Origin of the sequence: Bradyrhizobium sp. SZCCHNR3119, assembly GCF_032487775.1 — a bacterium.
Classification (GTDB): Bacteria; Pseudomonadota; Alphaproteobacteria; order Rhizobiales; family Xanthobacteraceae; genus Bradyrhizobium.
On the sequence record NZ_JAUEUV010000001.1, the window covers coordinates 3,635,179 to 3,661,395 of the forward strand.

A 26,217-nucleotide genomic window follows, 5' to 3' on the forward strand; every position below is an offset into this window, starting at 1 on the left:
CGGACTGGCGATTGGCGACTATGGCCGGCCTGATTGACGAACGTCGAGTGTGAAGACGTGAGTAAAGCTTGCATCTCGTTCGGTGGCCGGCGGCGGTACGGCAGCTCGCGTGTTCGCATCTGCTACCGAAATGGCCTCGAGTAATCTGCGTAGACTTGTTTGTGAACCGCGGCCTGCCGCCTGCCCAACCTTTGTGCGAGCGGCCGTGAGTGTCGGCTGCGTTAGTGCTGCGTAGCACATAGGTACAGTGCCCGTCGGGCGCTCGATAGCCACGACGACGATATGCTCGATCCCGACCGTGACGGGGTGTCCACCGTTCCAGACCACGATTCGGGTGGCGGCGACCGTCGGATCGGACGACCCGGGCGGCAGCGCGATGCCACAGTCAGAAGCGTCGCCAGTTGGATTTATCATAAGGATTCCGCCGCGCGCATCGACATAGAGGACCGCAGCGTCGACGAACTTGGCGCTCGTTGAGCGCAGTTTGATGGCGACTAAGTCACAGTGGCTGACTGAGACGACCTCATCCCCAACGGGCTTTAAGCGACCAGCCGGTTTATCTAACAGGCTCTGATAGAAGGCGGTGTCAGGGCAATCCTGACCGTTCGCCGGACCTTGTTCGGCCATCCTGAAGCGCTCCAGCGATGCAACGACGAGTCCGCTATTGGTTGTCGTGTTCCGTGCGACACGAACGAGATCCTGCGCTCGGGCGAGCTGCCAGATCTGCCCGAGCAGTTGTTTCGCGGCGTCCTTCGTATCAAAAAGTGCGATGCTTGGGGAGGCGTTTGGTTGCGAATTATCGGTATGGAGCTCGCCGGTTGTTCCGGTGATCCACATGCGCTGCTCGGTAACCCATAGCCTGAAGTCGGCTTCCGATGCTCCCGCCGGTAGCCATTCGATCGCAATTCGCTGGTCTTCCAAACGCTGTTGCTTGAGTGCTTGGACGGCGGCCATTGCGGTATCCCCGCCAGGCTTGCGAACGTCGTCGGCCGGCGGCTCCGAGATGCGGTAACTCAGTGACACCGCACGTTCCACGAGCCGGGCCCAAAAAGCCGGTCCATCCGGAGGTTTTTGGCCCGACCGAAGAGAAGCCCTGCTTTCAGCCGCATTGGCAGCAATGATTGTTGCTTCCGCGACGACAGATTCGTCGTCTCTTGAGTTTTTCACTAGCGCGACCGTGCTTCCCTCGACAAGACCATGCAGCCGACCTGCACTAACCCAAATAGAATTGCCGTCGTATCGGGCAGGCCATCCCTCCCTTGCGGCCGCGTTGCCTCCAGCGAACAGGACGTCATCGATATTGCCCTCGAATACGGGAAGCGGCAATCCATGTCCTGCAACGCCTGAATCAAGCTCCCGGATGATGTCATTTGCCAAATCGCGATATGTGTAGCCGTGGAACTGGCTGAGTGCGCGATGCAGTAGGAAAGTGAAAACTCCGAGGGTTTGCTCCGGGCCCACAAGTGGGGGTGCATAGCCAAGAAAGCTCTTCTCATACGACAATTGCGTGGAGTTGACTGCAAAGAAGGCAGTCAGACTGCCGCCGTTCATCGCGTGTAAGATGTCCGATCGAGCTTGATTCAATCGAGCCGGCCCATCGCGAGGCCCGGCAGGAAACCGAATACCGAGATCCGCGGGGGCAACATACCGTGCAACGAGGTTACCACGTGCGGCTGTGCCGGCATGGCACATGTCTATGGCAACAAAGACATTTGCCCCCTTGGCTCGCAGCATATCAAGCAATCGACCGAGATCTTCGTCAAGCAAGCCGTTCGAGATTGTCATGGCGTCCGTCGTGCTAGGACGTACGTCAAACGGTAACATGACCTGATTGCGATCGAACGGCTGTGGGGTGGGATCATTCGCACTCTTCGGCTGTTCGCTACCATGTGACGAGATATGAACATATACGAAGTCCTTTGCCCGGACGCGTTTGGTCAGGTCTGTTACGGCGTCCACGATTGCCGCACGCGTAGGACGCGCTGTCACTTCGGGAAATGCGTCTGAATGCGGAAGCCCATCAGCCAGGACGACAATGTCGTTCGGCTGAAAGCCTTTGGTCTTAAGCAATCGCCACATGATCGTGACATCGTTGCGTGGACCCTGAAGCTGCGAAATATAGGGGTATCCAGAGACGCCGATCAGCAGGGCCCAATTGCGAGCTGAACTTTCGGTGGTAAGCAGCAAAAGAAGACCAAATGCGATTGAGAAGAAGCGCATGCGATTTTCCAAGCAGAACGAGCTCAACAAAATCGTTACGGTAATCGATAGCCAACCTATCATAAACCAGCTTGACGGGCTACTAGCTGAATTTTAGGATATGATCTTGGTGCAGCCAGGGGAAAACTGATGCTGCCTCCATTTTTAGAACCATACATTTCGGCCGACCGTTATAGACGTTATCGGAACACATCAAATATCGCGCGAATTATTCTAGCGATCTCTTGTCTGTGGTTTGCTCAGGCTGCGCGTGCCGCCGGCGCGGAGCGGGATTGGCGAGCGGCGGTCCAGAAATCTCGCTGCCTGTCAGCGCCGCTCGACCGCGAGGGTCTGCTGCTTGTCGCGTCCGGCTGGCAAGGTCGAGGACTCGCGGACCTGTTTGAAGCGGTCGGCGTGGATCGGAGAGAGGCCAATAATCCCGGTGGCTGGTTCTTCGAGAGGTTGGATCCGGGCGACCAGGCTCGAATTGCAAGTAAGATATTTGCGTTGACGCAACCGGCGCTGAGGCAATTCCTACAGGACGTTGCGAGAGACCGTAGAAGTACGTGCGCAGTAGTCGTCTCTCAGGTCAGGGATGATACCGGACAGGCGTTGAACGTCGACACAGTGCTTGGGAAGGCAAAGGTCGGACCGCGCTACCAGCCGTATTTGGAGCTAGCGCAGTATATCCTCAAAGTTCAAGGCTGCTATTCGGGGGAAGCTGACGGACTTTTCGGCTCCAAATTCGCCGAAGCTTGGACCAAGGCGGCGGCAGTTTTGCAGTACCGTACTGTGGCAACGGAAGCTCCCAGCGCTTCCGACATCGTCAAGTTGATCTCACAGCCTTATCGCGCCAAGCTCTGTTCGACGGGAAGCATTGAGGCAAAGTCGTCATTAGGTGTGCTGAACAGTTTCGGGCGCCTATTCCGCGTCGATCATGAGAAGGTGTGCGAAGCCGAATCGTTTGCCAACGATCAGGCCGCGATATACGGCGAGCTGATCTCGAACCCTCGTCTGGGACGGATGCTTGATGAACTTCAATGCGAAGTTTCACAGCCCATCCTCTATCGCGTCTATGTCGATGGCTCGTCCGGCAAGATCGATACTGGCGTGGCCGCGCGCATACTTTGGATAAGCCTCGGATTTGCAGATCCGACCTCTAATGAAACCATCGCGACCAGTCCTGAATGGATTGCGAACAGCCTCGTGCGGACCCACTATGTGGTCGGAGCGCCGCAAATAGTTGACCTTGCGCGGCTGGCGGATCTGACCATCTCCTCCGACGCCGCGTTCGAAGCGGCCAGGACGGAAGTCAATCGAGACGGAAAGTCCGCTCTAGGTGTAGCCTTGATCGAAGGGCTTGGTGAGGCCGGCCCGGCTATTGACAAAGGTGTGAAGCTCCTGAGCGACGCCGCCGACGCGGGAGACGAATTCGCAGTTCTTCGCATGGCGCAACTCCATGAGAGCGGTCTCGGCGTGCCGCGGGACCGCGACAAGGCGAGGGCCTATTACGCTGAGCTCGCCAAGCGTGGAGCGCCCGCGGGTCTTACAGCAATGGCCCGACTAAATGAAGACTCAGAACGGCGCGACTTATCGAGCGCGGCTCAGTTCTATTCGTCTCTGCTCACAAATTTACCACGGGAGCGAAATCAGCCCGGCGCCACAGACGCGCCTTCGTCCAGTTCCAATGGGGCCGCCGAGAGTTTCATTGCGGGGATTTCAACGTTCATTCAAAGCCGTATCATGGGGGGATCTCCGTTTCTCGCAACGGATGATGGCCAGATTCTGCTTGTTAATGCCGCGAAGGCACACCCTGACCTGGCCTGGGCGGTTGGCCAGGCCTTCGCGTGCATAGACTGCGGCAGCGCGATTGATTTAAATGGCGCCGTTCGATGGTATCGGATGGCGGCCAATGTGCTCGATCAAGGGGATGTCGGGAAAGATGACATTTCGAACAGTGCACTTGAAGCGAGCTATCAGCTGGCGCGTATTCTCATGCAGCAGCCGCGGCTTGCGCAAGACGGCGATGAGGCTCGAAAGCTCATGGAGCGGGTTGCGACTCTGAGTACCGATTCGACAGTCCCAACCTGGACCGCCGCGAGTTATTTGGTTCTGCTCAATGCATCGGCTCGCTCGCGTGACGCGAGCGACGTTGCTGCCGACTTAAGGAAACGACTTGACAAATCGCTTTGCGCGCAAGATGCCGGCGCGGACAATAACCAAGCCTACAGGCTGGATTGTGTCAGTTTTGCTCACCTCCTGGCTGTAGGTGCACTCGATACGCGCTTCGTCGCCGTTGGTTACGACTACCTCAAATCTGCAGTAGACGGTGCATTTGCATCAGGAAAAATTCGCGACGAAGGCGGCAGTATTCTTCCTGCGATTCTCGCCTATGTCGATGTGCTTGCATTCTACGGCGACTTCGAGACGGCGCGAGCGCTGATTAGGCGTTCGGGGCGTAACGGCTGGTTCGAGCCGGATACATTCAGATCCTACGAAGCCGTTGTCCGCCGCCTGATATCGGTTGGCGGCGACCGCAATACCTCTCGCATGATTAGCCTTTTGGGGCTGTTGGAGGAGCTGGCGCTGCGGGGCAGTGCGTCTGCCGGTCAATTCAAAGCTTTGCTGACGGCCGCGCCACAGCAGCCGCTGCCGCAAGCTGCCCCCGATACATACCCGCGGGACCGAGCGATTTACGAGCTGCAACTTGCGCGCGGTGGTCCAAGCAAGGGCCTCGCCACCTCGGCGCATCGGTTAGCCGACGCCGAACGACTTCGCGGCCATAGAAATGCCGCGCTCGGCATGGAACGGCAAGCCCTCTATTGGGAGACGGAGATCGACAAAGTATCCGCGATCTTCGAAGGCCTGCTGCCAGCAGCACTGGCGAGGACGTGTCATCTTTCCAGATCAAGCCGACGGATTTTTGATCTCGGCTTCGATGATGTTGCGCTTTACCTGGCGAAGGCTGCCGTAAACGAACTGCAAGTGGTCCGGCGGCAGGTACGGGCGCTTCCCGAACGATTGCAGCTATGCTTCAGCGATATCGTTTCGGATCAATATCGCTGGCTTATTGATCTGCTCATTCGACAGAATAGTCCCGCAGAAGCGGAATACGTGATCGGGATGCTTAAGGATTTCGAGAAGTTCGAGTTCTTAGGACGTGAGGCCACGTTCGAAAAACGATCGTTCGATGGCTTTTCCATATCAGAGCCCCTGCAGGAGACGCAGCGTCAGTTCGGCGAGGCAACCGGCTCGCTCACGTCATTGGCGCGCCGCCAGCGCGAACTTCAGATTGCACAGAACAGCCGGTCTCTGACGGAGCAGGAGACGACACAATTTAATCAAATCAGAGTCCAGTTGGCGCGATATGAGGAGCAGTCCGGCAAACTGATTTCCGATTTGATCCAGAGGGCGAGTGCCCTGCGCAACGAAGATGCGCAGAAACGGCTTCAAATACTCGGTTCCATCCAGGGACGACTCCGCAACGAATTAAATGGTTCGGCCGCGGCGATCCACTACGTGGTCTTGCCGGACCGGATGGACGCCATATTGACGCTGCCGTACGGTCCCCAACTCACTCATGTTTGGGACAAGCTTGACGGGAAGAAGTTTTCCGAGGCAGAGCTTGATAAGAAGGTCGAACAATTCCGTACGCTCTTGCAAAATCCGACCAGCGATCCAAGACCAATTGCGCAGCAGTTTTTCGAATTATTGTTTGCGCCATTCGCGAAAGAAGTTGCCGAAAGTGGCGTAAAGACGCTCCTCGTCTCACTGGATCGCAAACTGCGCTACATCCCGTTTGCGGCCTTGTTTGACAGTAAGTCATATCTGGCCGAGCGCCTTGAGATCGTCTCAATGACCGTCGGACAGGCTCCAGCCGGACGCGCGATTTCCTCCGCATCGCTGGATATGTCGGCATTCGGCATGACGTCTGCGTCTCACGGGTTGCCTGCCCTTCAGGCAGTCGAATTCGAATTGGATGGCTTGACCAAAAACGCGGCGGGCAAAGGACTTTTCACCGGACATACCTGGGTGGACAGGAGCTTCACGCGGAAATCGCTCAGCAACGGCCTTGTATTCGGATTGCCTGGTAAGCCAGGCACCGGGATTGTTCATGTGGCATCGCACTTCAATTTTGGGCCGACGGAGAACGAGTCGTTTCTCCTACTGGGTAGCGGCGATCGCCTGAGTATTCGAGACATCAAAGACCACATCGGTCCCAATCGAGAGTTCGATTTCGGGGATATCGAACTCTTGACGCTCTCCGCATGCAATACAGCCTACGGTGATGTTGCGGAAGACGGACGGCAGCTTGAAAGCTTCGCGGCGCTCGCGGAAGACAACGGTGTCCGCTCGGCTCTGGGAACACTTTGGCCGGTGAACGACCGAGGCTCGGCGGCGTTCATCCATGACTTCTATAAGAATGTCATCAACACGTCGTATTCCCGCGAGACGGCCCTCAATGCTACACAGGTTGCGTTCATCCAAAACAAGGTAGCTGCTCCTGATGCCGGCCAGCGAGGAGCTGCGCCGTTGGTTGAGACCAAGGGACGTGAGAGCGCAGCGCCGCTTTTGCCGGGGTACAGTCATCCCTACTATTGGGCCCCGTTTGTGCTCCTGGAAGGCGTGAGAGGGCGCTGAGATGCAGCTTGGAATTCGGCTGGCGATTGCGATGGCGATAGTGTCAGGAGTGACGGGCGTAGCTGCAGCCGAGAATGACGCGCAAAAGGACGCGACGGCAGTTGACGAGGCTTGCTTCGCTGCCAGCTATGAGAAGAGCCATGGGCCAGTGAAGAAGATCTTTCTCAGGGGGCGCGATCGTGCGCTTGCGATAGAGCTATGGGGCGTCCCTCACATGTGGCTCTTCACAGCCCCGATGCTTCCTTGTGGAAAAGCCGGCGCCAACCTGGATTGCACGATCGAGTGTGATGGTGGTCATTTCTTTATAGCGTTCGACAAGGCCGGCCATGCACGCGTGAGCACCAAACGATTATCCATGATTCCGTTTCTTGACACCGCTGTTCCCGGTTCGGTAGACGCTGATGAGATCAGGAACACTGGCGTGTATGACCTGGCGACTGCTCCCCCGGAAATCTGCACGACTGCATTCGATATCGCCGGCCGGGCCGGGGCAGTTCTTCGTGCGGGAGACTTTACGCCACGTGTTCTGAGCCTGGAACGCATGTTGTCCGAATTGGGGTACTTTGCTGAGGTTCCTGACTGGTATTTCACGGCGAAAACGGAGGCTTCATTGCGGCTATTTCAAAAGGCTATGGGGCTGAACGAAACGGGCGTGGCGGACGATTCGACGATGCGGCTACTTCGCTCGGAAGCGAAGCGAGGCGAAGGTTGTTGAGCGCGTCGCAACTGACACTCACGACAAAATCCACCACTATATGCGAATGTCGTGAGTAGAACGTCTTTTGGGAAACATTGGGACGGACATAAACGCTCCACGTCGAGCGGAATCAGCGCTTGAGAGCGCAATGATATAGTTAGCAAAGAAGGTCGGTGCGCTGACAAGGTGGAGGCCGGTCCACAGCTCACAGAAAGGGAGCGAGATATCGAAGGGATCATCGAGCTCTGATGCGGCTAGTCACAGGGAAGGCCGCCGCATCGAGAAGTCAGCGGGTTGTCGGTAGAGCGTTGCGAGGTGCGATATCTAGTCCTCGACAAGGCGGGCGTTCCCAGACATGTCGGCATTACTTCGCGGATACATCGCGGGAGATCTGCTCGACTAAGGAAAAGTCCTCGCCCTCCGACCCGAGGCGAGCCGATTGGCGGTAGCCAGAGCGAAGCTCGATGCGCGTCTGCATCATCGCCAGGGCGCCGCGAGCCTCTTCCAGGGATGGGAGCTGCTGCCTGTCTACAGTTTCGCTCAAGTCAGGCGTCAACGACTGGACATAAGCTGCCAGTTCGCTAACCTCGATCAGGCCATTGCCGTTGCGATCACCGTGCTTAAGCGCGTCAAGTATGGCCCAGGTGAACAATCCATGCTTCTGGTAGCCTTCTAGCGCCGCCTGCCCTGACGCCGCCGCGGTCAGGACCGGGCGTCCAATGGCCTCGTGAAGACGTCCGACGGCCGCTTCGGAGGCCGGGGCTCGCGTACGCGATAATGCATAACTGCTCACGAGCGCTCCCGATGCGCAGGTGTCAAGCAGGAGCAGTGCTCTCCGCGCTTTGATGCGGTTGCCGATCCAGTCTTGTAACCTGTCCTGCCCGATCGCCTTCTCGCTCAACGGAGTGGCGTCAGTCCTGAACCCGTAGGGTATCAGGTAGAAGCGTCCATTCTCAGATGTGCCGTGAGCGGCTGCGAAGAACACGAACGTATCTCTTGGACCAATGCGCGCGGCCATGCGATCGATCAGCTTGTCGAGCTTAGTAGGAGTCGCCTCTTCATCTAGCGCGTATTCGACGTCGACCGCATCGTACATGCCGCCGGCGGCGGCCTCGAAAGCCTTTCCGAGCGCCTGGGCATCGTTCACGGCATTGTTTAGCCTTTTAAATAGGGTGTCATCGTAGGCGTTGACACCAATAGCCAGGACATGCAGGCGGCCTTTGGTGGACGCGCCGCCTTGCCAGTTTAGGGTGGTGCGTGCAGGGAGTGAGGCGAGGACGTTGGAACCATTGTATGCGACGAGTTCGACGACGTTGTCGCCGGGATCCAGCGCTAGCAGTTGCTTGATCCTGTATCGCGGACCATTTCCCTCTGGCCCAGCGCGCACCGCGGTCGTAATGCCGTTGACTCGCCACTCGATCCTTCCGACGCCTCTTCCCCGATCAATGATCGTCGCTTCAGCGGTGATCACGCCCGGGGCGCTGTTGTCGTCCGACTCCGGGACTTGGATCGAGACCTCCGGCGCCGGTCCGCTGGCGAGCACATCGTCGATATTGGCCGAAGTCGCGGCTCGCGTGATCTCGCCGTCCGGATCCCCGTCGAGGGCCTCGCGAACAAGGTCAGGGTTGAAGAGAGATTGCCGGACCTGCTCGATAGTGGTTACATCGAAGCCGTGCACAATGTGGATAGGTGCTACACTCCGCCGGTTGGGCTCGCGGAAGAATCCCGCAGGTGTAATTGCGATCCAGTCCTCCGCCGAGCCAGACACGAATGCCGCGATCTCCTTGCCGGTACGGGGATCCCAAATCCGGATCGCTCCGTCCAGTCCAGCCGAGGCTGCAAAATGTTCGTCCGCGACGAAGGCGACCGACAGGACGTTGCTCGTGTGACCCGTAAATTCCGACAGACGTTGTCCGTGGAGTACATCCCATGTCTTTACAGTCCCGTCTCGGCTAGCTGAGAGCGCGAGCTTGCCATCTTTCGAGGCAGCAACGGCGGTCACAGGCTGCGCGTGCTCCGTAACCATTCCGAGTGGTTGCAAGGGATCAAGCGTCCAGAACTCGACTCGGTTATCGTAGCCCCCGACAATGAGAGTTCGCCCATCGCCTGAGACAGCGAGCGCCGCGACTGCGTTCGTTCTAGCGCGGAGCTCGCGCTGGACCGCTCCTGTCGCTGCGCTGATAAATTTGATACGGTTGTCAGTGCCTGCAGTCGCAATTGAAGCCCCATCGGGTAAAAAGGTGGCGACATGGACTTCACCGATGCCGGGCGCTTCTCGCAGGCGCTTGTGCGTGTCGACATCCCAGAAGATGATCATTTTGCCAAAGGTCGCCAGCACTGAACCAGCCGGGTTCATGGCACCGATGCTTGTCCATTCTCTCGCGCCGGCTGCTGTGGCGTCTCCCCGTAGGGACCACACTGAAGTGGTCACGTCATCCCCTGTTCCTCGCGCGGATGTCGATGCGAGCGCACCGTCCTGCGAGATGCCGACGGTAAGTTCCGTGACCGAGTTCTGGGCAATGCGAAGCGACCTGAGTTTCTCACCTCCTCGTAAGTCCCAGACCGCAAGCATGCCCTGAAAGTCACCCGAAACGAGGAGGTGATTTCTCTGGTTCGTGGCTAAGGCTTCTACGGGCTGCGGCCTAACAGACGCCTCGGCCAATTTCTTTAGGGCATCGGTGCTCCATATTCGCATGGCGTCGTCGTTTCCGGTTGTAACAATCCGCGATCCACCAGCATCGAATGCAAGAGCGCTGACGAAGTCCAAATGTGCATGCTGTTCAGTTCTCGTCAGATCGGTCAGATTCACGATGATGAGTTTACCGTCATTGTCGCCCACGATCGCGTAGTGCCCGTCGGAGGAAAAGAGAGGAGCAGCGCCAATGCCGACCGGCAAGGCTGATGTGCGCCAGGACAACCGACGACCTGTGAGTGCATTCCACCCAAGGAGCTCGCCTGTCCACGTTGCCACTAGTAAGGTCCCCTGCTGGGACCAGCCGATCGAGCGAACGCCGGTCAGAGCTCTCACGATGCGGGCGTTGCCTCGTCCGAGATGCCCGATCGCGACCGTGCCATTATCCGCTACGACGGCATAGGATCGGCGGTCGGGTGCGACCGCCAGCTGAGAGTAGTGGACGTTCGCACGGTGATTGACCGTCGCGATGGCACCGTCGGACAAATCCCAGATGTTCACAGATCCGTCTTGGGTTGCCGATAGCACGCGGTCTTTCGAAAGGACCGCAAGTGCCTTCACCGATCCGGAATGCTTAAGTTCGCGGAGCTTACGCCCGGTGGCTGTGTCCCATGCGATGAGTTTACCATTTCGGTAACCAGCGACGACCCGGTCGTCCCCAGTGAACGCGATGGCTCCGACAGCGCCCGATCCGTCGCGCAGCGTCCGCAACAAGAATAGCCGCTCGGCGGTCCATAGCTTGACCGTGCCGTCGCTGCTTCCCGAAGCAATGATCGTTCCATTAGGGGAGAACGACAGCACATCCGTTCCTTCAGAGTGCCCGCTTTGGACAACGATCTCCGTCGGCACGGTTGCATCAAACCCCATTGCCGCGCCGCACAGATTGACGAGCAGTACGATGACGCTCGCAACGCAAAAAGAGCCGGCACCTGGCCGTAACGAAACGCCCAAACAAAGCCGGGCTAGCCGCGTGGCACTCAAAATAATCTCCCTGCCGGTTCGTGGAAAATGATTCTCGGGCCTCGATTTCCGACGATGATGAGCCGCCATTCCTTATTGAATCGCATGACGCCGTATCGCAGCATTGTCCTCTGGCAGAGTGACCCTCTTCAGCCCAGAGATGACCCGAAAAGGGGGCGATCTGAGGCCATGCGCTGGTTCGGACAAATCGGAAAAGCTATCATGGTCCAATGGCGCCTTAAGCGGCCTCTTGTCCGAACGCCCCTTGAATGTATTTAGCTGCCGACACCCTTCCAAGCTCAAGTAAGCCTCGGAAGAATACACCGCACGTTAGTCCTCTGCGATGACGAGAGCAAACCTTTACCGCCGTTTTTCGAACGCTCCGCGTCAGGTCGCCCCAGTCGGATAGGCACGTCTATCCACCCGATCGCAAATCCCGCTCACGATTGCTCCGGCGGCGTTTCCGAGAAGCTCAAGCTGATCAGATCACCACCCCCACGACGAGTCTTGATGAAGGTTGCCTTGATGAACTTCGATCGCCCGCTCTTCAAGTCGACCTGCAACGCCCAGTACGCGGCCTCGCGCAAGTAAGCGGAGAACAATCCGCCTTCCTTGCTAAGTCGCATGTCGAGCAAGAAAGGCATTTCGGAAACGGTCTGACCCTTGCCAATTCGCGGCCAAGGCACTTCGTCTGGATCATCAACAAGGTCGTATTTCCGCGAACACATGAGCGAACAGGTCACTTCTTTGCCTAGGTGCTTGGGGATCTCAGGATGCATTGCGACGATGTCGCAGCGCACCTCGGTTATGGCTTCGTCCGAGACGCCGTCGCCGTTTTTTTGTACATAGTAACTCGCCGTGACGGATTTAACGGACGCAAGAAGCGCCTGTTTGTACGTCGGCGTCTGCTTGCGCTTGCGTCTTTGTTCCTTCTGCATTAGTCCCGCGCTCTCCCAACTCGTCGATGTTGCGGACTGTGAATACCGTATAGAAGCGGATGAGTCGCACAGGCGATAGAAGGACGAATCGAACGCGACCATGCGGTCCGAAAATGTTGGCTCAGGCTTTATAGGCTGATCCCTCCGCAGTCTTCTGATGTACGCCAGGACACTCTGCTCTTTCGGTCCTGTTGACGTCGGGTGCAGGCGGCCTCGCGGTGCATTCCTTCGGCCACGGAGGAAGTACATCCTTGACGCGGCGTGGCCGAGACATCGAATGCACTACCCAAACCGCGCCTATTGTGACTCCAGAGGAGTCGAAGCGTCACCCGCCGGATTGCATCCCGTTTGCGCAGCGGCTGACCTGTACCGTGGTGGAAGCGTGTGAAGCGACCGGTCTTGGGCGAACAAAAATCTATGAGCTCATCGGAAACGGCCGAGTTACGGCTACGACGATCGTCGTCGCAGGCTCGTCGTTGTGCAATCTCTGCTGTCTCTGGTTGGCATCATGCGGTACACGCGAACAGCAGAGAGATTTTTCCTCAAAAGTAGACAATAAAGTAAATAACTGACCGCCTGCAGCGTTACGACGCAGGCCCAGCAGGGCCGTTCCATCCAAGGCATCATGGATCGGCAACAAGAGCCTCTGGTTGGACCCCGCCATCGGCGAAATGCTTGCCGGGCCTCTCCGGGAGAATAAGCGGTATGACAGCCGCTCTGGCAAGATCTTCGAGGGCAGTTGCGATGTATTTCGCATAATGGCGTTCAATCATCTGCACCGATGTGTTGTGCAGTTTAGCAACGTGCTGGATAGGCAGTAAATTGCGTAGGCCGCGTACGATGCTGGAATGCCGGAATGCATAAGGGATGACCTTCGGGAGCCCGGCGCGCTTGCGGATGTCTTGCCACGGGCGAGTGAGTTCGGCTGTCCTCCACGGACCGCGCTCTGACTTTTTCCACCCGAAGCTACCAGCCTGCTCGTACCTCCAGCGCTCGAACAATGGCGCTTCTTTCGGGCGGCCTAAAATCGCCGGCAACAGAACGTCAATGACATCTTCGCCCACGGGTACCGGCACATAGCCGCCGTTGCCGCCGCGCCCCTTGTAGGACCCTGGCACCATCAGGCGTCGCTCTATCTGCTGCGCATCACTCACGCGCATACGCCTTAGTTGCGCAAATCGCGCACCCGTTGCCGCAAGGCACACGACAATGCGATACAGGTCGCCTTCAAACCCTTGCTCCTCGTCGATCTTGCGCGCGGCTCGGAGGAGGGTGCTGACCTGTGCATCCGTGAGAATTTGGTTGTCTCGAGCTACAGATGTCTCGTCGTCATCGTCGATTCGCTCAGCCTTGAGCCCGTCTTTCACGATCGAAGGGAATGTCGGGTTCAACTTCTTTTGTTCCGAGGGCAGGCGGAGCCATGCTGCATTTAGGGCAGCTTTCAGGTCAGCTGCGAGCCGGCGCCGGGTTGTGGCCTTCAATTGTGCCGGCAGGCTCTCGCGCCAAGTCAAGAGGTGGTTTTCTGTCAACTCGTACAGGCGGACAGCGACAAGCGGGGCAGCCTTAATGGCTTCCTGGCGGCCACGCCGCTCTTGGCCAAGAAGGTAGCGCCGCAGTCGGTGGCCAGCATCGGATCGAATGTCGCGACCGGCCCTACGGCTGTCACGGGCATTGCGCTCTCGAACGTATATCTCAATTGCCGATTGCACTGTGGGCGGAGGTCCGGCAGCTAGCGCTGTCGCTTCTGCCCTTGACCTGGTGACGTGTTCTCGCGCTTGTGTCACGGCTTGTTCAAAGGTCAGCGTGCCTTCGGCTGGTTTGTCGTTGACGTCGTTGGCAACGCCGATCGGCGCCTGCTTGTAATTGGCCCCATCATGGTGATTGCGCCAGCGTGCCAGCCATTTCCCACTTCGCTTGCCCTTGCGGTAGCCAAGATGTGCCTCGGCATCGAGGCGTCGCCAATGAACGCCTAGATCCAATTTGGAGCGCGCCCTGGCCGTCGTGATCTGTTCCTCGACGAGTGTTTTCGCCATGACAACCTTCTCGAAACCGTCGAATATTCGTCGAATAAGCGAGGGCGTATGGAGGCGGTCAACCGCGAACCTCCATCATCTAAGTATATGATAATATTGGATTGTGGCGAATGGATGCGAACTGGCCAAGCAGAAAAAACTCCAACTCTCAAGGCTGAAACAGGCGTTCGATTCCCCTAGGGAGCGCCAGTTCTGCTTTACCCCCGCTGATTTTCTTGGGCTTTTGGTCGGTTTTCCCAAACCAGCAGATTGCGTTTGGGGAAAGTCGTTCGCCTTGTGTCCCTCCAGGCGTGCCAGAGCATCGACCGCAAGGCTCGCCTGATCAGCCTCCTCAGTGTATCGCTCAGCCTCTGCAAGAGTGGTGTGGCCAAGGACGGACATGATCATCTTCGCCGTTGCGCCAGCCTCAGCCAGGCGGCGGCCGGTCGCCTTCCGCAAACCGTGCGGCTGACAACCGAGCGGCAGGCCCGCGTCAGTAATGGCATCGCGCATCCATTGGCTGAATCCGTCAACGCTGAAGGACTGGCCGTAGGCGGTCGTGATGATGGACACGTGGTCACGCTTGGCGACGGCCAAGGCTGAAAGCAGGTCACGGTGGAGCGGAATTAATAGCCGTCGTCCTGTCTTCTGCTGCGCGACGGCGATTCTGTTTTCGGGCGCGATGTGGGACCATGCCATGCGGACCACGTCCGAACGTCGTTGGCCCGTGTTCAAGAACAGTTCGAAGGCCAGCCGTTGTGTGGTTTCCAGCGGCCACTTCTTGCGGAAAAGCTCGATCTCATCCTCGGTCCAAGATCTGATGCGCTGAAGCTTGGGTCGTTTTATTCCAAGCGACGGATCGTGCTTGATCCATCCGATGTTGATGGCGTGACGGATCAGAATGCGAAGTTTCTTGAGTGTATCGAGAGCTGCACCGGGCCGATCGGCGAAGGGCTGAAGAATGCCCGTGATGATGCGCTCACGAGAAAGTCCAGCGACGCTCCGATGACCATGCTCAATTCTGAGTGCTTCGAGGCGTCTGCCGTAACCCTCCTTGCTCGTCTTACGGAGGCCGATGTATTCGGAGCTTCGCATGTAAGAGGCGATCAGCGCGGAAATTGTGCCTGGAGCTGGAGATCGGAGTTCGGGCCTCGATGATGTCGCTTGACCGAGGAGGGCGTCTCGGTAGGCCGACATGAACTCAGGACTGGTCGGGTCATCTGGTAGGCGAATGCGCCCACCTTTGCCGCGCCGAAATGACAGATACGTATGCCCCTTGACGTGATTGCGCTCAACGTATGGCGGCAACCTTCGAGGCATCGACATCACTCCACGTCTCGTCAAGGCCAAGATCATTGCCATCCGAAGGCAGCAGATCAATGGCGGTATCCAGTTCTCGGACGTCCCATGCTTTCCGGCGCCCGCCGAGAAGTTTGGGCCTCGGCATAGTACCTGTTCGCACCATCTGATCAAAGACGTTGGCGGAAACGCAGATGTAGGCGGCTGCCGCCTCGCGAGTAATGAGGCGCGGCTTCAGTGATGAAGGGAGAGCCGTCTGCCTTGGCATCGATCGGATACCCTTTCCGAAGCCCTGTGCACCTGCCAGAAAAAACGCCGGCGGATGTGTCTAGGCTCCGGATCAGGTAAGAGTGAAGGCCTTTGCGTCTTTCGGAAGTGTCGTCGCGCTATCGGAAGCAAAAGGGTGGGGTTCAAGGGCTCTATCGCGGGTGCTCATCGTCTGCCTGCGAGGCGTTATCGTGCTCAGCCACGAGGAGCTCGGAGACGCGAGATACAGCGTCTGAGTGACTTCGAATCATGTTGCTCCACGTTCTGCTCTGCCACGTCTCGCCGCGAAGCGGACCACCCATAATCGTGGTTATGAAGCTGCAGACGGGGGCGGCGGACACGACGCGCTCGCAGGCTAGGCTCGCAACTGTAATGACCACGTTGCCATGTTCAATCGCGCTCACTGCTACGGCACGACCTTGCGGATTCGGTTCGCCGAAACGACTTCGCGACACGGAACGTCCTCATAATCCGATCAAGCGCTACACACTTTAGTGGATACATACTATAGTTGATAAAAAGCGCGCGCGCAATGGGCTGACTTCAGCTCATGGACATGCGTCGGTTGGTTGGCCGCAACGTTCTGCGGATCCGAAAAAGCAAAGATATGACTCAGGAGAGGCTGGCGGAGATTTCTGGCTTCAGCCAGCAGTACATTAGCGGCCTGGAAAAGGGGCAGCGCAACCCGACGGTCGTGACGATTTACGAGCTATCGGTCGCACTCGATGTGGACTATCTCGACCTACTAAAGCCCGACGCTCAGTCGAAGAGAGAAAAGGAGTAGCGTCCTCTGCAACAGCTCGGGGACACCGATACTGCGAAAGCCCATGCAGTGAGACCGAACTTTAGACCACCCAGAACTAGAGTTTTGCGCCTCTTATCACGGTGGCGGGCTGGTTGCGCCAGCGTGGTTTTGCAGCAAAATCGGCGGTCTGTTGCCGATCGCGCCATGGGGACGTTCTTCGTTATAGTACCTACGCCAAGTCTCTACCTTTTCCTGGGCGTCGGCAAGGCTCAGGAACCAGTGGGCGTTGAGGCATTCCTCCCGGAAGCGTCCGGTCGTCGAGAAGGGCGAATATCCCCGAGCCGCCCTGATCTTCCGCCAGGCGTTGATCACGAAAGCAAACCGACGACGAGCCGGTCGAGTGCCTCGCCGCGACTGCCAGCACGCTCTCCGAGGGGGCTAACGGAGAAGGAACAGGCAGCCGTGCGTGACGACGAGAACGTTTGGGGCTCCACGCCTTCACGCCGGGAGCGTCGCGCGGCGCCGGCTCATTATGATGGCCAAACGCAAGCGACGACCTTCCCGCCGGAACCAGTTCTCAAGATACTCATTCCATCAGAGCGTAGACCTCGATTTCAACGAGCTGCCACGAACGCAGCATCGAGGTGACCTGCACCAGGGTCGATGCGGGGCGAATGGAGGCGAATATCTCCAGGTGCGCCTGCGCGACTTGGTCGGCATCGGCAATGTTCCGAACGTACACGACGGTCCGGACAACGTCGCCGAGGGCGGCGCCCGCGGCCGCCAGGGCCGACGCAATCGTCTCCAGGGCGGCCTTCGCCTGCTCGTAGGCGTTGCGTCCTTCGAAGCTGGCGGGCGCACATGTGCCGGATACGTGAACCTGGCCGTTTTTTGCGACGGCGCGGGAATAGCCAAAGACGTTCTCGTATGCTCCGCCCGATGAGATGTTCTGGCGCTTCGCTTTGCTTTCGGGAATAGTGATCATTTTGACTCCTTTATAGTCCTGTTGCATCGCGCAGACGATACCAGCCTTCGACGAAGGGAACGGCAGGCTTGGCGAATGCGTGGAAGGTGTGGCTCGGAAACGAGAGCTCGTCGAAGGCGGACCGGCCCTCCGGCTTTCCGAGCATCTGCAAGGCGATCTTCCGGCCAAAATGCGTCGAGCGCGACACGCCCGTCCCGCAGTAGCCCATTGCGTAATAGAGTCCGTCTGGAGAACGGCCGAGGTGGGGAAATTCATCATACGTGTAGCCGATGAGGCCGCTCCACGCGTATGACACCTTCACTTCTCCCAGTATGGGGAAGGTGCGCAGCAAGTCGTGGGCGAGATGCGTATAGGCGGCCAGCACCGAGTCTCTTGCGAAATGATTTGATCGGCCGCCCCAGATCAGCCGGTTCTCGTCGGGGGCGGGGCGAAAATAGAAAAACACGCGGTTCGTATTTCCATAGGCGCGCCTTGTCGGCATCAGCCGCGTGAAGATATCGGGTGCGATTTCCTCGGTCGTGATTTGCGCGGAGCGGATCGGGACGATTCGCTTCCGGAAAAAGGCGCCGACATTCTTCGTGTATCCGTTGGTAGCCACGAGAACGTCGCGCGCCTGGATGCTGAACCGCTCGAAGTGGATCGTGTGCCCGTTCCTCTCTGATGAGATTGCTCGGACCGGCAGATGGCCATGCACCGTGCCGCCGGCATCAATAACGCGAGCGAGGAGGCCGCTGTGGTACTTGCCGGGATGCAGGCTCGCGTCCATTGGCAACACGGATCCGCCGTGAAACAGCTCCGTGCCGATCTCCTTGTGCTGCTCGGCTCGATTGACCATATAGGAATCGACGTTGGCGTAGCGTTTCAGATCCTGCATGTCGCGCGCCATGGTGTCGTAGTGTTCTACGCGCATAGCGCCGCGAAAGCGCCCGCATCGGACGAAAGAGCAGTCGATCTTCTCTTCCTTGATCAGAGCTTCGATGCCGTCGAGCATCTCGACGCCTTCGTGCAGCAGTTCAACTGCTTTCCGCTCGCCCTTCATTTCGACGAGGGTTTTTACCCGAAATTTCTGATTTCCGCTGCCGATCTGACCGCCGTTGCGTGTACTTGCGCCATAACCGGGAACGAAGGCGTCGACGACGACCACTTGTCTTCCGGCACGAGCAAGTACGAGGGCAGCGGAAAGGCCTGAGAAGCCTGCCCCGATAACGACGACGTCAGCCTTCTTTGGTGGGGCGGGCCAAGGGCCGGTGCGCGGCACAGCGGCGCGCCACCAATATGGAATTGCCTGCGTCGTCCAATATTTGGTGCGACCTTCGGAGAGATCCGAGAGCCGAATTCCTATCGGCTCGTGCCGCGAATTCGGATCGACGAAATGCGTCATCGCAGTTGTTTCCAGGTTTCCCATCATCATCGCTTGCAGATAATAAAAATTACTTGCATTATATGCAAGTCGCATTTATAGGGAAGTTGCCGGTGCAAAAAATCTTGCCGAGATCGCAACGTGGGATCGGTGAGGAAGCGTCTTCCAAGGAGAGTTCAGATGCACATTCCCAATGCGTGGTCCGGCACGCTGGCTCCAGGCAGTCTCGCGACTCCCGCCGGGCTGGATCTTACCGGCGCTCAAGCCTTCCTCAAGCAGACGGGCGTCCGCTACGTTCTCGCCCAATTCGTCGACCTGCACGGCGTGGCCAAGAGCAAGTCCGTCCCCGTGCAACACCTCGAAGATATTTTGACCGACGGCGCCGGCTTTGCCGGTGGCGGCGCATGGGGGCTCGGGTTGTTGCCCCACGAACCCGAATACATGGTCGTCTGTGAGCTCGATACGCTGACCGTGACGCCGTGGGCGCCGGGTTACGCGCGAATGATGGGCGTGGGAACGGTAAAGGGCGTTCCCCATCCCGTCGACACGCGTAACGTTCTGAAGAAGCAGGTCGCGCGTCTTGCCGAGCGCGGCTGGACTCTGAACACGGGGTTGGAGCCTGAGTTCATCCTATTGCGTCGGGATGGCGATGGAAAATTGCAGCCCTTCGACGGGACCGACACACTCGCCAAGCCAGCCTACGACTATCGAGGTCTGATGCGCGGGCGAAGCTTCCTGGAGCGGGTCACGGAATCGCTGCAGGCCATAGGGATCGACGTCTATCAGATCGATCATGAGGATGCGAACGGGCAATACGAGATCAACTTCAAATATGCCGATGCACTGAAGACGGCCGATCAGATTACGCTGTTCAAGATGGCGGCCTCGGAAATCGCCAACGATCTCGGCGGGATCTGTTCGTTCATGCCCAAGCCCCGGAGCAATTCGACGGGCAGCGGCATGCATATCCACTGCTCGATCGCCGACGGCAATGGCCGTAATCTCTTCCACGACGATGCAGATCCAAACGGCCTTGGGCTGACCAAGCTCGCCTATCATTTCCTCGGTGGCGTTATGGCGCATGCCAAGGGGCTGACCGCGCTCCTGGCGCCCACGGTCAACTCCTACAAGCGCCTTGTGGTCGGGCGCACGGTCTCCGGCACAACTTGGGCGCCTGCGTTCATCGCGTATGGCGACAATAACCGCACGGCCATGGCGCGCATACCCTACGGGCGGATCGAAATCCGCACCGGCGACAGCAGCATGAATCCATATCTCGCGACAGCAGCGCTGATTGCCGCCGGCCTGGACGGCATCGACCGCGAGCTTCATCCGGGTGAGCCGAAGAATGTGAATTTCTACGGCCTTTCGCTCGACGCCATTCGTGGCATGGGCGTGGAGCTGTTGCCGCAAACCCTTTCCGAGGCTTTGAGGGAGCTCGAGGCGGATCCGTTGTTCGCAGCCGCGCTCGGGTCTCCGGTCGTTGATGAGTTCGTGTCGCTGAAGAGCTCCGAATGGCTAGAATATCATCGGCACGTGTCAGACTGGGAAGTCGAGCGATATCTCAGCTTTTTCTAGCCTTCGCTTGCACTGGAGATCGCGATGTGTGGAATTGCAGGACTGTTCATCAAGGCCCCTCGGCTGCAACCCGTGCTTGGGGCTTTGCTCGCCGAGATGACTTCGACCCTGTGTAGCCGGGGTCCGGACTCCGCCGGCTTCGCTTTATACACGGCGGAAAGTCCCGGCAGGACGAAGCTCACGTTGACGTCCGTCGCCGAACGGTCCGATTTTGGGGCGCTTGGCGCGCTTCTCGCCCATTCTCTGGGGGTCGCTATCCTTGTGACCAATCGCTACACGCATGGCGTGCTCAGCGTGCCGGTGGATTCGGCGGATCAGTGTCGCGCCTGGCTCGCCGAAAACGCGCAGGACGTTCGCGTCTTGAGCGAAGGGGTCAACCTCGAAATCTACAAGGAGGTTGGTTATCCAGATGACGTTGCCCGGCGGTTCGATATTCAATCCTTTGCGGGAACGCACGGCATAGCCCATACGCGGATGGCAACCGAGTCGGCGGTGACCACCACCGGCGCTCATCCGTTTTCGACCGGACCTGACCAGTGTCTGGTTCACAATGGTTCGCTTTCGAACCACGCTTCGCTTCGTCGCGAGCTTCGGCAGAACGGCATCGTTCCGGAAACGGAGAACGATACCGAGGTCGCCGCAGGCTATATCACGCGAGAGCTGCGACGCGGACGTACGCTGGGAGATGCGCTGAAGTCGAGCGTCGATGATCTCGATGGCTTCTTCACCTTCGTGGTCGGAACAAAGAATGGTTTCGGGGTGCTGCGTGATCCGATCGCATGCAAACCGGCCGTCATGGCGGAGACGGACGATTACGTGGCGTTCGCCTCCGAGTATCGCAGCCTCGCTGGGCTCCCGGGCATTGCGAATGCGCGGGTCTTCGAGCCGAAACCGGCAACGCCTTACTTCTGGGAACACTGAGATGAATCGAATTGAAGCTGGCTCGTGGTCGGGCCACGACATCAAGGCAGGGCGGGGGCCGTCAGACCCGGCCACGGAGCTGGACCTTTCCGCTCTGTCACTGCGTGAGCTCAACGCTCGGCTTCAGGCGCTGAAGCTCCCGACCAATGAGACGTTTTGGCGTGTACTCAATCCCAACGGCGCTCACGCGATCGCGGTCGGCGTGGATGCGCCCATTGATGTCGAAGTGGCAGGGCACGTCGGCTATTTCTGCGGCGGTATGAACAAGAGTGCTCGCATCGTGATCGATGGAAACGCCGGCCAGGGCGTTGGCGAGAACATGATGTCCGGGCTTATTCACGTCAAGGGCGACGCGAGCCAATCCGCCGGGGCCACCGGACATGGTGGCCTGTTGTTGATCGATGGCAATGCGGGAGCTCGGTGCGGCATTTCGATGAAGGGGATCGACATTGTCGTCAAGGGCGACATCGGGCATCTCTCCGGTTTCATGGGCCAAACCGGGCGCCTGGTCGCCTTCGGTGATGCGGGCGATGCTCTGGGGGATTCGATTTACGAAGCGCACATCTACGTCCGCGGCAAGGTCGAAGGCGTCGGCGCCGACTGCATCGAAAAGGAATTGCGGGATACGCATCGGGCGGAGCTGTTTGCGCTGCTCGAGCGCGCCGGCGAGGCGCACAAGGTCGATGTATCGGAATTCCGCCGATATGGATCGGCGCGCAAGCTTTACAACTTTAATATCGACCATGCCGGGGCCTATTGATGACTACTCATGAGAAGACGTGGGGGTATATCCCGCCGCGCCAGTCCGCCACGTTTGATGCACACTCCATTGCGGAGATAAGGCGGGCCGCTGCGACCGGCATTTACGATATCCGCGGCGGTGGCACCAAGCGGAAGGTGCCGCACTTCGACGACCTCTTGTTTCTCGGCGCGTCGATGTCGCGTTATCCCCTGGAAGGATATCGCGAGCGTTGCGACACCAGCGTCGTTCTCGGAACGCGTTACGCGAAGAAGCCGCTTCATTTGGATATTCCTGTCACCATCGCAGGCATGAGCTTCGGGGCTCTCTCGGCTCAGGCGAAGGAGGCCCTTGGTCGCGGCGCAAGTCTGGCCGGCACCTCGACCACCACTGGTGACGGTGGCATGACTCCGGAGGAGCGCGGGCAGTCCAAGACGCTCGTCTATCAATATCTGCCATCCCGATACGGCATGAACCCGGACGACCTGCGCAAGGCCGACGCGATTGAGATCGTGGTGGGCCAAGGCGCCAAGCCCGGTGGCGGAGGAATGCTGCTGGGCCAGAAGATATCGGATCGGGTCGCAAAGATGCGCTCGCTTCCGATGGGAATAGACCAGCGTTCAGCCTGCCGTCACCCGGACTGGACGGGGGCGGACGATCTGGAGATCAAGATCCTGGAGCTGCGCGAGCTCACCGGCTGGGAGAAGCCGATCTATCTGAAGATCGGTGCAAGCCGTCCCTACTATGATGTTGCGCTCGCCGTAAAGGCGGGGGCTGACGTGGTGGTGCTGGACGGCATGCAAGGCGGCACCGCAGCCACCCAGGACGTCTTCATCGAGCACGTCGGAATTCCAATTCTTTCGGCGATCCGCGCCGCCGTTCAGTCGTTGCAGGATCTCGGGATGCACCGCAAGGTACAGCTCGTCGTTTCCGGCGGCATTCGCAGCGGCGCCGATGTGGCCAAGGCGCTTGCGCTCGGCGCGGATGCTGTCGGCATCGGGACCGCGGCGCTGATCGCGCTGGGCGACAACGATCCTCGGTATGAAGACGAATATCGTGCTTTGGGGACGACTGCCGGTTGCTATGACGACTGGCACGAGGGCAAGGATCCGGCGGGCATCACCACTCAGGATCCCGCGCTGTCGAGCCGGCTCGACCCGATCCTGGCCGGCCGACGGCTCGCAAATTACCTCAAGGTGATCACGTTGGAGGCGCAGACCATCGCGCGCGCATGCGGCAAGAGCCGCCTGCACAATCTGGAGCCGGAAGATCTCGTTGCGCTTACCATCGAGGCAGCTGCGATGACGCGTCTTCCTCTGGCGGGAACGAGCTGGATTCCTGGTCAATAGTTGCTGGGCTGGTGCGGCGGTGGTCGCCGCGCAACGCTTCGTTGAGGAGGGGGAGTAATGACCAAATTGGAGTTGACGAGACGCAGTGTCGTTACGGGCATCGGTGCCGCCGTCGCGATGCCCTGGATATCCAGGGCGGGTGCAGCGCCAAAAGGAGAGCCCATTCTGCTGGGTGTACCAACGTCGCAGACGGCGGCGGCCGGCGTTGCCGACGATCTTGATCACCTCAACGGCACGACGCTAGCGATGGAGGAGATCAACGCCGCCGGCGGCATTTTGGGACGTCCTCTGAAGCTGTTTGTCACTGACGTCGATAAGCTGTCGCCCGAGAGCTGCCAGCAGGCGATCGCAGCATGTGCTGATGCGAAAGTCCATGCGATCTCGAACGCGTTCGTGTTTGCTCCGATCCCGGCAATGGATGAGTCCGCCAAGTATGGATGCCCGTATCTGCAAGGCAATACGCAGCGAGCGGCAACCGAAGCGTTCAAGTCCAACTCGAAGAAATACAGCCACGTTTTCCAAACCGACCCGTCCGAGGTCCACTACGGCCACACCTATCCTCTTTGGCTCGAGCACGAGGAAAAACGTGGCGTCTGGAAGCCGAAGAATCGCAAGGTTCACATCGTCCAGGAGCAGGTAGCGTATTGCCAGACCATCTCCAAGGCGGCGCAAGAGGCGATCAAGAAGCGCGGCAAATTCGAAGTGGCGGCCGTGACCGACATCCAGTTTCCCGTGCAGGACTGGTCGCCGGTCATTCAGAAGCTGAAGGAGGTCGACGCCGGGGCCATCATGATCGACCATTGGGTGGCTGCGGAGTATGCAGCTTTCTGTAAGCAGTTCGCGGCAGATCCGGTGAAAAACTCACTCGTCTATCTCCAGTATGGACCGTCTCAGCCGGAATTTCTCGAACTCGCCGGGGCCTCGGCAAACGGATTCTGCTGGTCGACCGTGTTGGGCGTGTACGCAGACGAACGAGGAAAGGGATTCCGCAAGAAGTACCAAGCGAGATTTCCGGGAACGATGGGGCTCGTCTACACCGGTAACGGCTATGATATCGCGCATTGGCTGAAGCTAGCCTGGGAAGCCGTCGGCAAACCCGAGGATTTCAAGGCGGTCTGCGACTGGATCCGGCAGCATCCGTATCGCGGCGTTTGCGGCTATATGAATCTGAACAACGACTATCAGGAAGCCGCCCATTTCCCAGACGACGGCAATCCGATCTCGGCGCTGGAGCTGGAGAAAGGCATGAGCCAGCTGTACGTCCAGGTCCAGAGTGGGCAGCACAAAATCGTGTTTCCGAACGAGATCTCGGAATCTCAACTGCAGCCCGCGCCATGGTGGACGTAGTGAACATACCAAAGCTCGACGTCGAGATGCGTCGAGCGCCCGCCCTTTTTGCGGGAGAGAACATCTCTCTCGATCTGGGCGGACGGGAGATCCTCAAGAGGATCAGCCTGAGCGTCCGTCCTGGTGAAGTGCTGGGAATCATCGGGCCCAATGGCGCCGGCAAGACAAGCCTGTTCGAGGTTCTGTCTGGCCGATTGAAGCCGAAGTCCGGATCGGTACGCTTCCGCGGTTCGGATGTGACTGCCCTGCCGCTTCATGCAAGGGCCCGCCTTGGGATTGGGCGGACTTACCAGACGCCGGTGGTTCCGGACGAATTGACGGTCGGACAGACATTCAAGGCCGCGCGACAGGCCTACAAGCCCTATCTGACCCGTTTCGACGCCGAATACGGCGCCGAGCTGGTTGGCCTCGACGTCGATGCGGAAGAGCCGACGAGTTCGCTGGAAACGCTCAACAGACGCAAGCTTCTGCTTGCGTGCCTCTTGATGCGTCGTCCTGCCTTGCTGCTCATGGACGAGCCTGCCGCAGGTCTGATCAATTCGGAGGTCGACGAGATCGATCATCTGATCAGGATGCTGTCGAAGGAGATGAATGTCGCGATCATCATCGTCGAGCACCGCATCGAATTGCTCGAGACGATCGCCGACCGGGTCATGGTGATGGACGCGGGTGAGGTCATCTCTGAGGGATCGCTTGCCGATATTCTGGCCGATCCGAGAGTACACGCGGCATATTTCGAGAAGGTCGAAGAAGGGGCGCTCGATGGCTGAAGCGCGCGAAATTCTCTCCGTACAGGGGCTGTCAGCGGGGTGGGGGCCGCTGCGGGTGATCCATGACCTGGATTTCATCGTAAGGGCCGGCGAGCGGATCGGACTGGTTGGGCTGAACGGCCATGGCAAGACCACGCTGTTCTATGCGATCGCAGGTTTGACAGGCTGGCAGCGTGGTTCGATCTTCCTGAACGGAAAGCAGATCGGGCGCACCCGCAGCCAAGGGCCGGGCCGTTATACGCACCAGATCGTGAGGCAAGGGTTGGCCCTGATTCCTCAGGGCGATGAAATCTTCCATGGCCTTACGGTCGAGGAGCACCTCGATTCGGGGGCATTCACGCCACGCTCCTGGAAGGAGCGGGCCACGCGCAAGCAGCGAATCTACGATGTCTTTCCGCCACTGCGGAAATTGAGTCATGTGCCGGTCGGCCGTCTTTCAGGCGGTGAGCGGCGGATGGTCTCGATCGGTCGGGGCTTGATGGCCGAAGCGTCGCTGTTCCTGGTCGACGAGCCCTCCCTTGGACTTGCCCCGAAGATCGGCAAGGGCGTTCTCGATGCATTGATGAGCATTGAGCTCCGCGATTCAGCGATGGTCATCGCGGAGCAGAACATAGCCTTGTTGGAAGGACGCGTGGATCGCGTGATCGGAATGCACGTCGGCAAGCTCAAGGGTGGCGCCTCAGCCGCGCTGACCCTGAACAGCAATCGGGATCTCTAG

At 58.8% G+C, this 26,217-nt stretch carries 18 protein-coding genes and 1 pseudogene; 10 read left to right on the forward strand and 9 right to left on the reverse strand.

Translation table 11 applies throughout. The features are described from left to right. Positions 1–18: 18 nt before the first annotated feature. Complete coding sequence (locus tag QX034_RS16915) at positions 19–2,220, reverse strand: caspase family protein (RefSeq protein ID WP_316195621.1); 2,202 nt, start codon at positions 2,218–2,220, stop codon at positions 19–21. Between the two features lie 129 nt (positions 2,221–2,349). Between QX034_RS16915 and QX034_RS16920 the strand changes: the two genes are divergently transcribed. Together QX034_RS16920 and QX034_RS16925 are read left to right on the forward strand one after the other, a co-directional pair. Beyond that, positions 2,350–6,840: a CHAT domain-containing protein gene (locus tag QX034_RS16920; RefSeq protein ID WP_316195623.1), complete on the forward strand. Its 4,491-nt coding sequence runs from the start codon at positions 2,350–2,352 to the stop codon at positions 6,838–6,840. Position 6,841: 1 nt separating this feature from the next. Next, positions 6,842–7,555, forward strand: a complete 714-nt coding sequence (locus QX034_RS16925) for a peptidoglycan-binding domain-containing protein (protein WP_316195624.1) — start codon at positions 6,842–6,844, stop codon at positions 7,553–7,555. Between the two features lie 346 nt (positions 7,556–7,901). Here QX034_RS16925 and QX034_RS16930 read toward each other — a convergent pair whose 3' ends face one another. The 5 genes from QX034_RS16930 to QX034_RS16950 form a co-directional block, all read right to left on the reverse strand. Then, positions 7,902–11,210 (reverse strand): caspase family protein, encoded by a 3,309-nt coding sequence (locus QX034_RS16930; RefSeq protein ID WP_316195626.1) that lies wholly within the window; start codon positions 11,208–11,210, stop codon positions 7,902–7,904. A 419-nt stretch (positions 11,211–11,629) separates the two neighbouring features. Next, positions 11,630–12,127, reverse strand: a complete 498-nt coding sequence (locus tag QX034_RS16935) for a hypothetical protein (RefSeq protein WP_316195628.1) — start codon at positions 12,125–12,127, stop codon at positions 11,630–11,632. A 623-nt stretch (positions 12,128–12,750) separates the two neighbouring features. Then, positions 12,751–14,160, reverse strand: a complete 1,410-nt coding sequence (locus QX034_RS16940) for an integrase (RefSeq protein WP_316195629.1) — start codon at positions 14,158–14,160, stop codon at positions 12,751–12,753. A 75-nt stretch (positions 14,161–14,235) separates the two neighbouring features. After that, a complete protein-coding gene (locus tag QX034_RS16945; protein WP_316195630.1) occupies positions 14,236–15,234 on the reverse strand; it encodes a tyrosine-type recombinase/integrase in 999 nt (332 codons plus the stop codon). A 196-nt stretch (positions 15,235–15,430) separates the two neighbouring features. Beyond that, positions 15,431–15,706 (reverse strand): hypothetical protein, encoded by a 276-nt coding sequence (locus QX034_RS16950; RefSeq protein ID WP_315701434.1) that lies wholly within the window; start codon positions 15,704–15,706, stop codon positions 15,431–15,433. Positions 15,707–16,255: 549 nt separating this feature from the next. On the opposite strand from QX034_RS16950, the gene QX034_RS16955 reads away from it, so the two are divergent. Further along, positions 16,256–16,489, forward strand: coding sequence for a helix-turn-helix transcriptional regulator (locus QX034_RS16955; protein ID WP_315701433.1), 234 nt, complete (start codon positions 16,256–16,258; stop codon positions 16,487–16,489). Between the two features lie 96 nt (positions 16,490–16,585). Here the strand turns inward: QX034_RS16955 and QX034_RS16960 are convergent. The 3 genes and pseudogenes from QX034_RS16960 to QX034_RS16970 form a co-directional block, all read right to left on the reverse strand. Continuing rightward, positions 16,586–16,762, reverse strand: a pseudogene (locus QX034_RS16960) (integrase core domain-containing protein); the annotation flags it as partial. A gap of 274 nt (positions 16,763–17,036) precedes the next feature. Continuing rightward, positions 17,037–17,435, reverse strand: coding sequence for a Rid family hydrolase (locus QX034_RS16965; protein WP_315701432.1), 399 nt, complete (start codon positions 17,433–17,435; stop codon positions 17,037–17,039). A 10-nt stretch (positions 17,436–17,445) separates the two neighbouring features. Next, positions 17,446–18,816, reverse strand: coding sequence for an FAD-binding oxidoreductase (locus tag QX034_RS16970; RefSeq protein ID WP_315701431.1), 1,371 nt, complete (start codon positions 18,814–18,816; stop codon positions 17,446–17,448). A 159-nt stretch (positions 18,817–18,975) separates the two neighbouring features. On the opposite strand from QX034_RS16970, the gene glnT reads away from it, so the two are divergent. Genes glnT through QX034_RS17005 form a run of 7 tightly spaced genes read left to right on the forward strand, consistent with a single transcriptional unit; the run spans position 18,976 to position 26,217 of the window. Continuing rightward, positions 18,976–20,373, forward strand: coding sequence for a type III glutamate--ammonia ligase (gene glnT, locus QX034_RS16975; RefSeq protein ID WP_315728861.1), 1,398 nt, complete (start codon positions 18,976–18,978; stop codon positions 20,371–20,373). 24 nt (positions 20,374–20,397) lie between these two features. Beyond that, complete coding sequence (locus QX034_RS16980; protein ID WP_315701429.1) at positions 20,398–21,294, forward strand: glutamine amidotransferase family protein; 897 nt, start codon at positions 20,398–20,400, stop codon at positions 21,292–21,294. 1 nt (position 21,295) lies between these two features. Next, on the forward strand, positions 21,296–22,054 hold the full coding sequence (locus QX034_RS16985) for a protein glxC (RefSeq protein WP_315701428.1): 759 nt from the start codon (positions 21,296–21,298) through the stop codon (positions 22,052–22,054). Then, the gene (locus QX034_RS16990; protein WP_315701427.1) at positions 22,054–23,382 is read left to right on the forward strand and encodes an FMN-binding glutamate synthase family protein; all 1,329 of its coding nucleotides are present in this window, start codon (positions 22,054–22,056) and stop codon (positions 23,380–23,382) included. Before QX034_RS16985 ends, QX034_RS16990 begins: the two co-directional genes overlap by 1 nt. Before the next feature lie 57 nt (positions 23,383–23,439). Further along, the gene (locus QX034_RS16995) at positions 23,440–24,729 is read left to right on the forward strand and encodes an ABC transporter substrate-binding protein (RefSeq protein WP_315701426.1); all 1,290 of its coding nucleotides are present in this window, start codon (positions 23,440–23,442) and stop codon (positions 24,727–24,729) included. Further along, complete coding sequence (locus QX034_RS17000) at positions 24,717–25,499, forward strand: ABC transporter ATP-binding protein (RefSeq protein WP_315759780.1); 783 nt, start codon at positions 24,717–24,719, stop codon at positions 25,497–25,499. Before QX034_RS16995 ends, QX034_RS17000 begins: the two co-directional genes overlap by 13 nt. Continuing rightward, on the forward strand, positions 25,492–26,217 hold the full coding sequence (locus QX034_RS17005; protein ID WP_315701424.1) for an ABC transporter ATP-binding protein: 726 nt from the start codon (positions 25,492–25,494) through the stop codon (positions 26,215–26,217). The genes QX034_RS17000 and QX034_RS17005 overlap by 8 nt, the downstream gene beginning before the upstream one ends.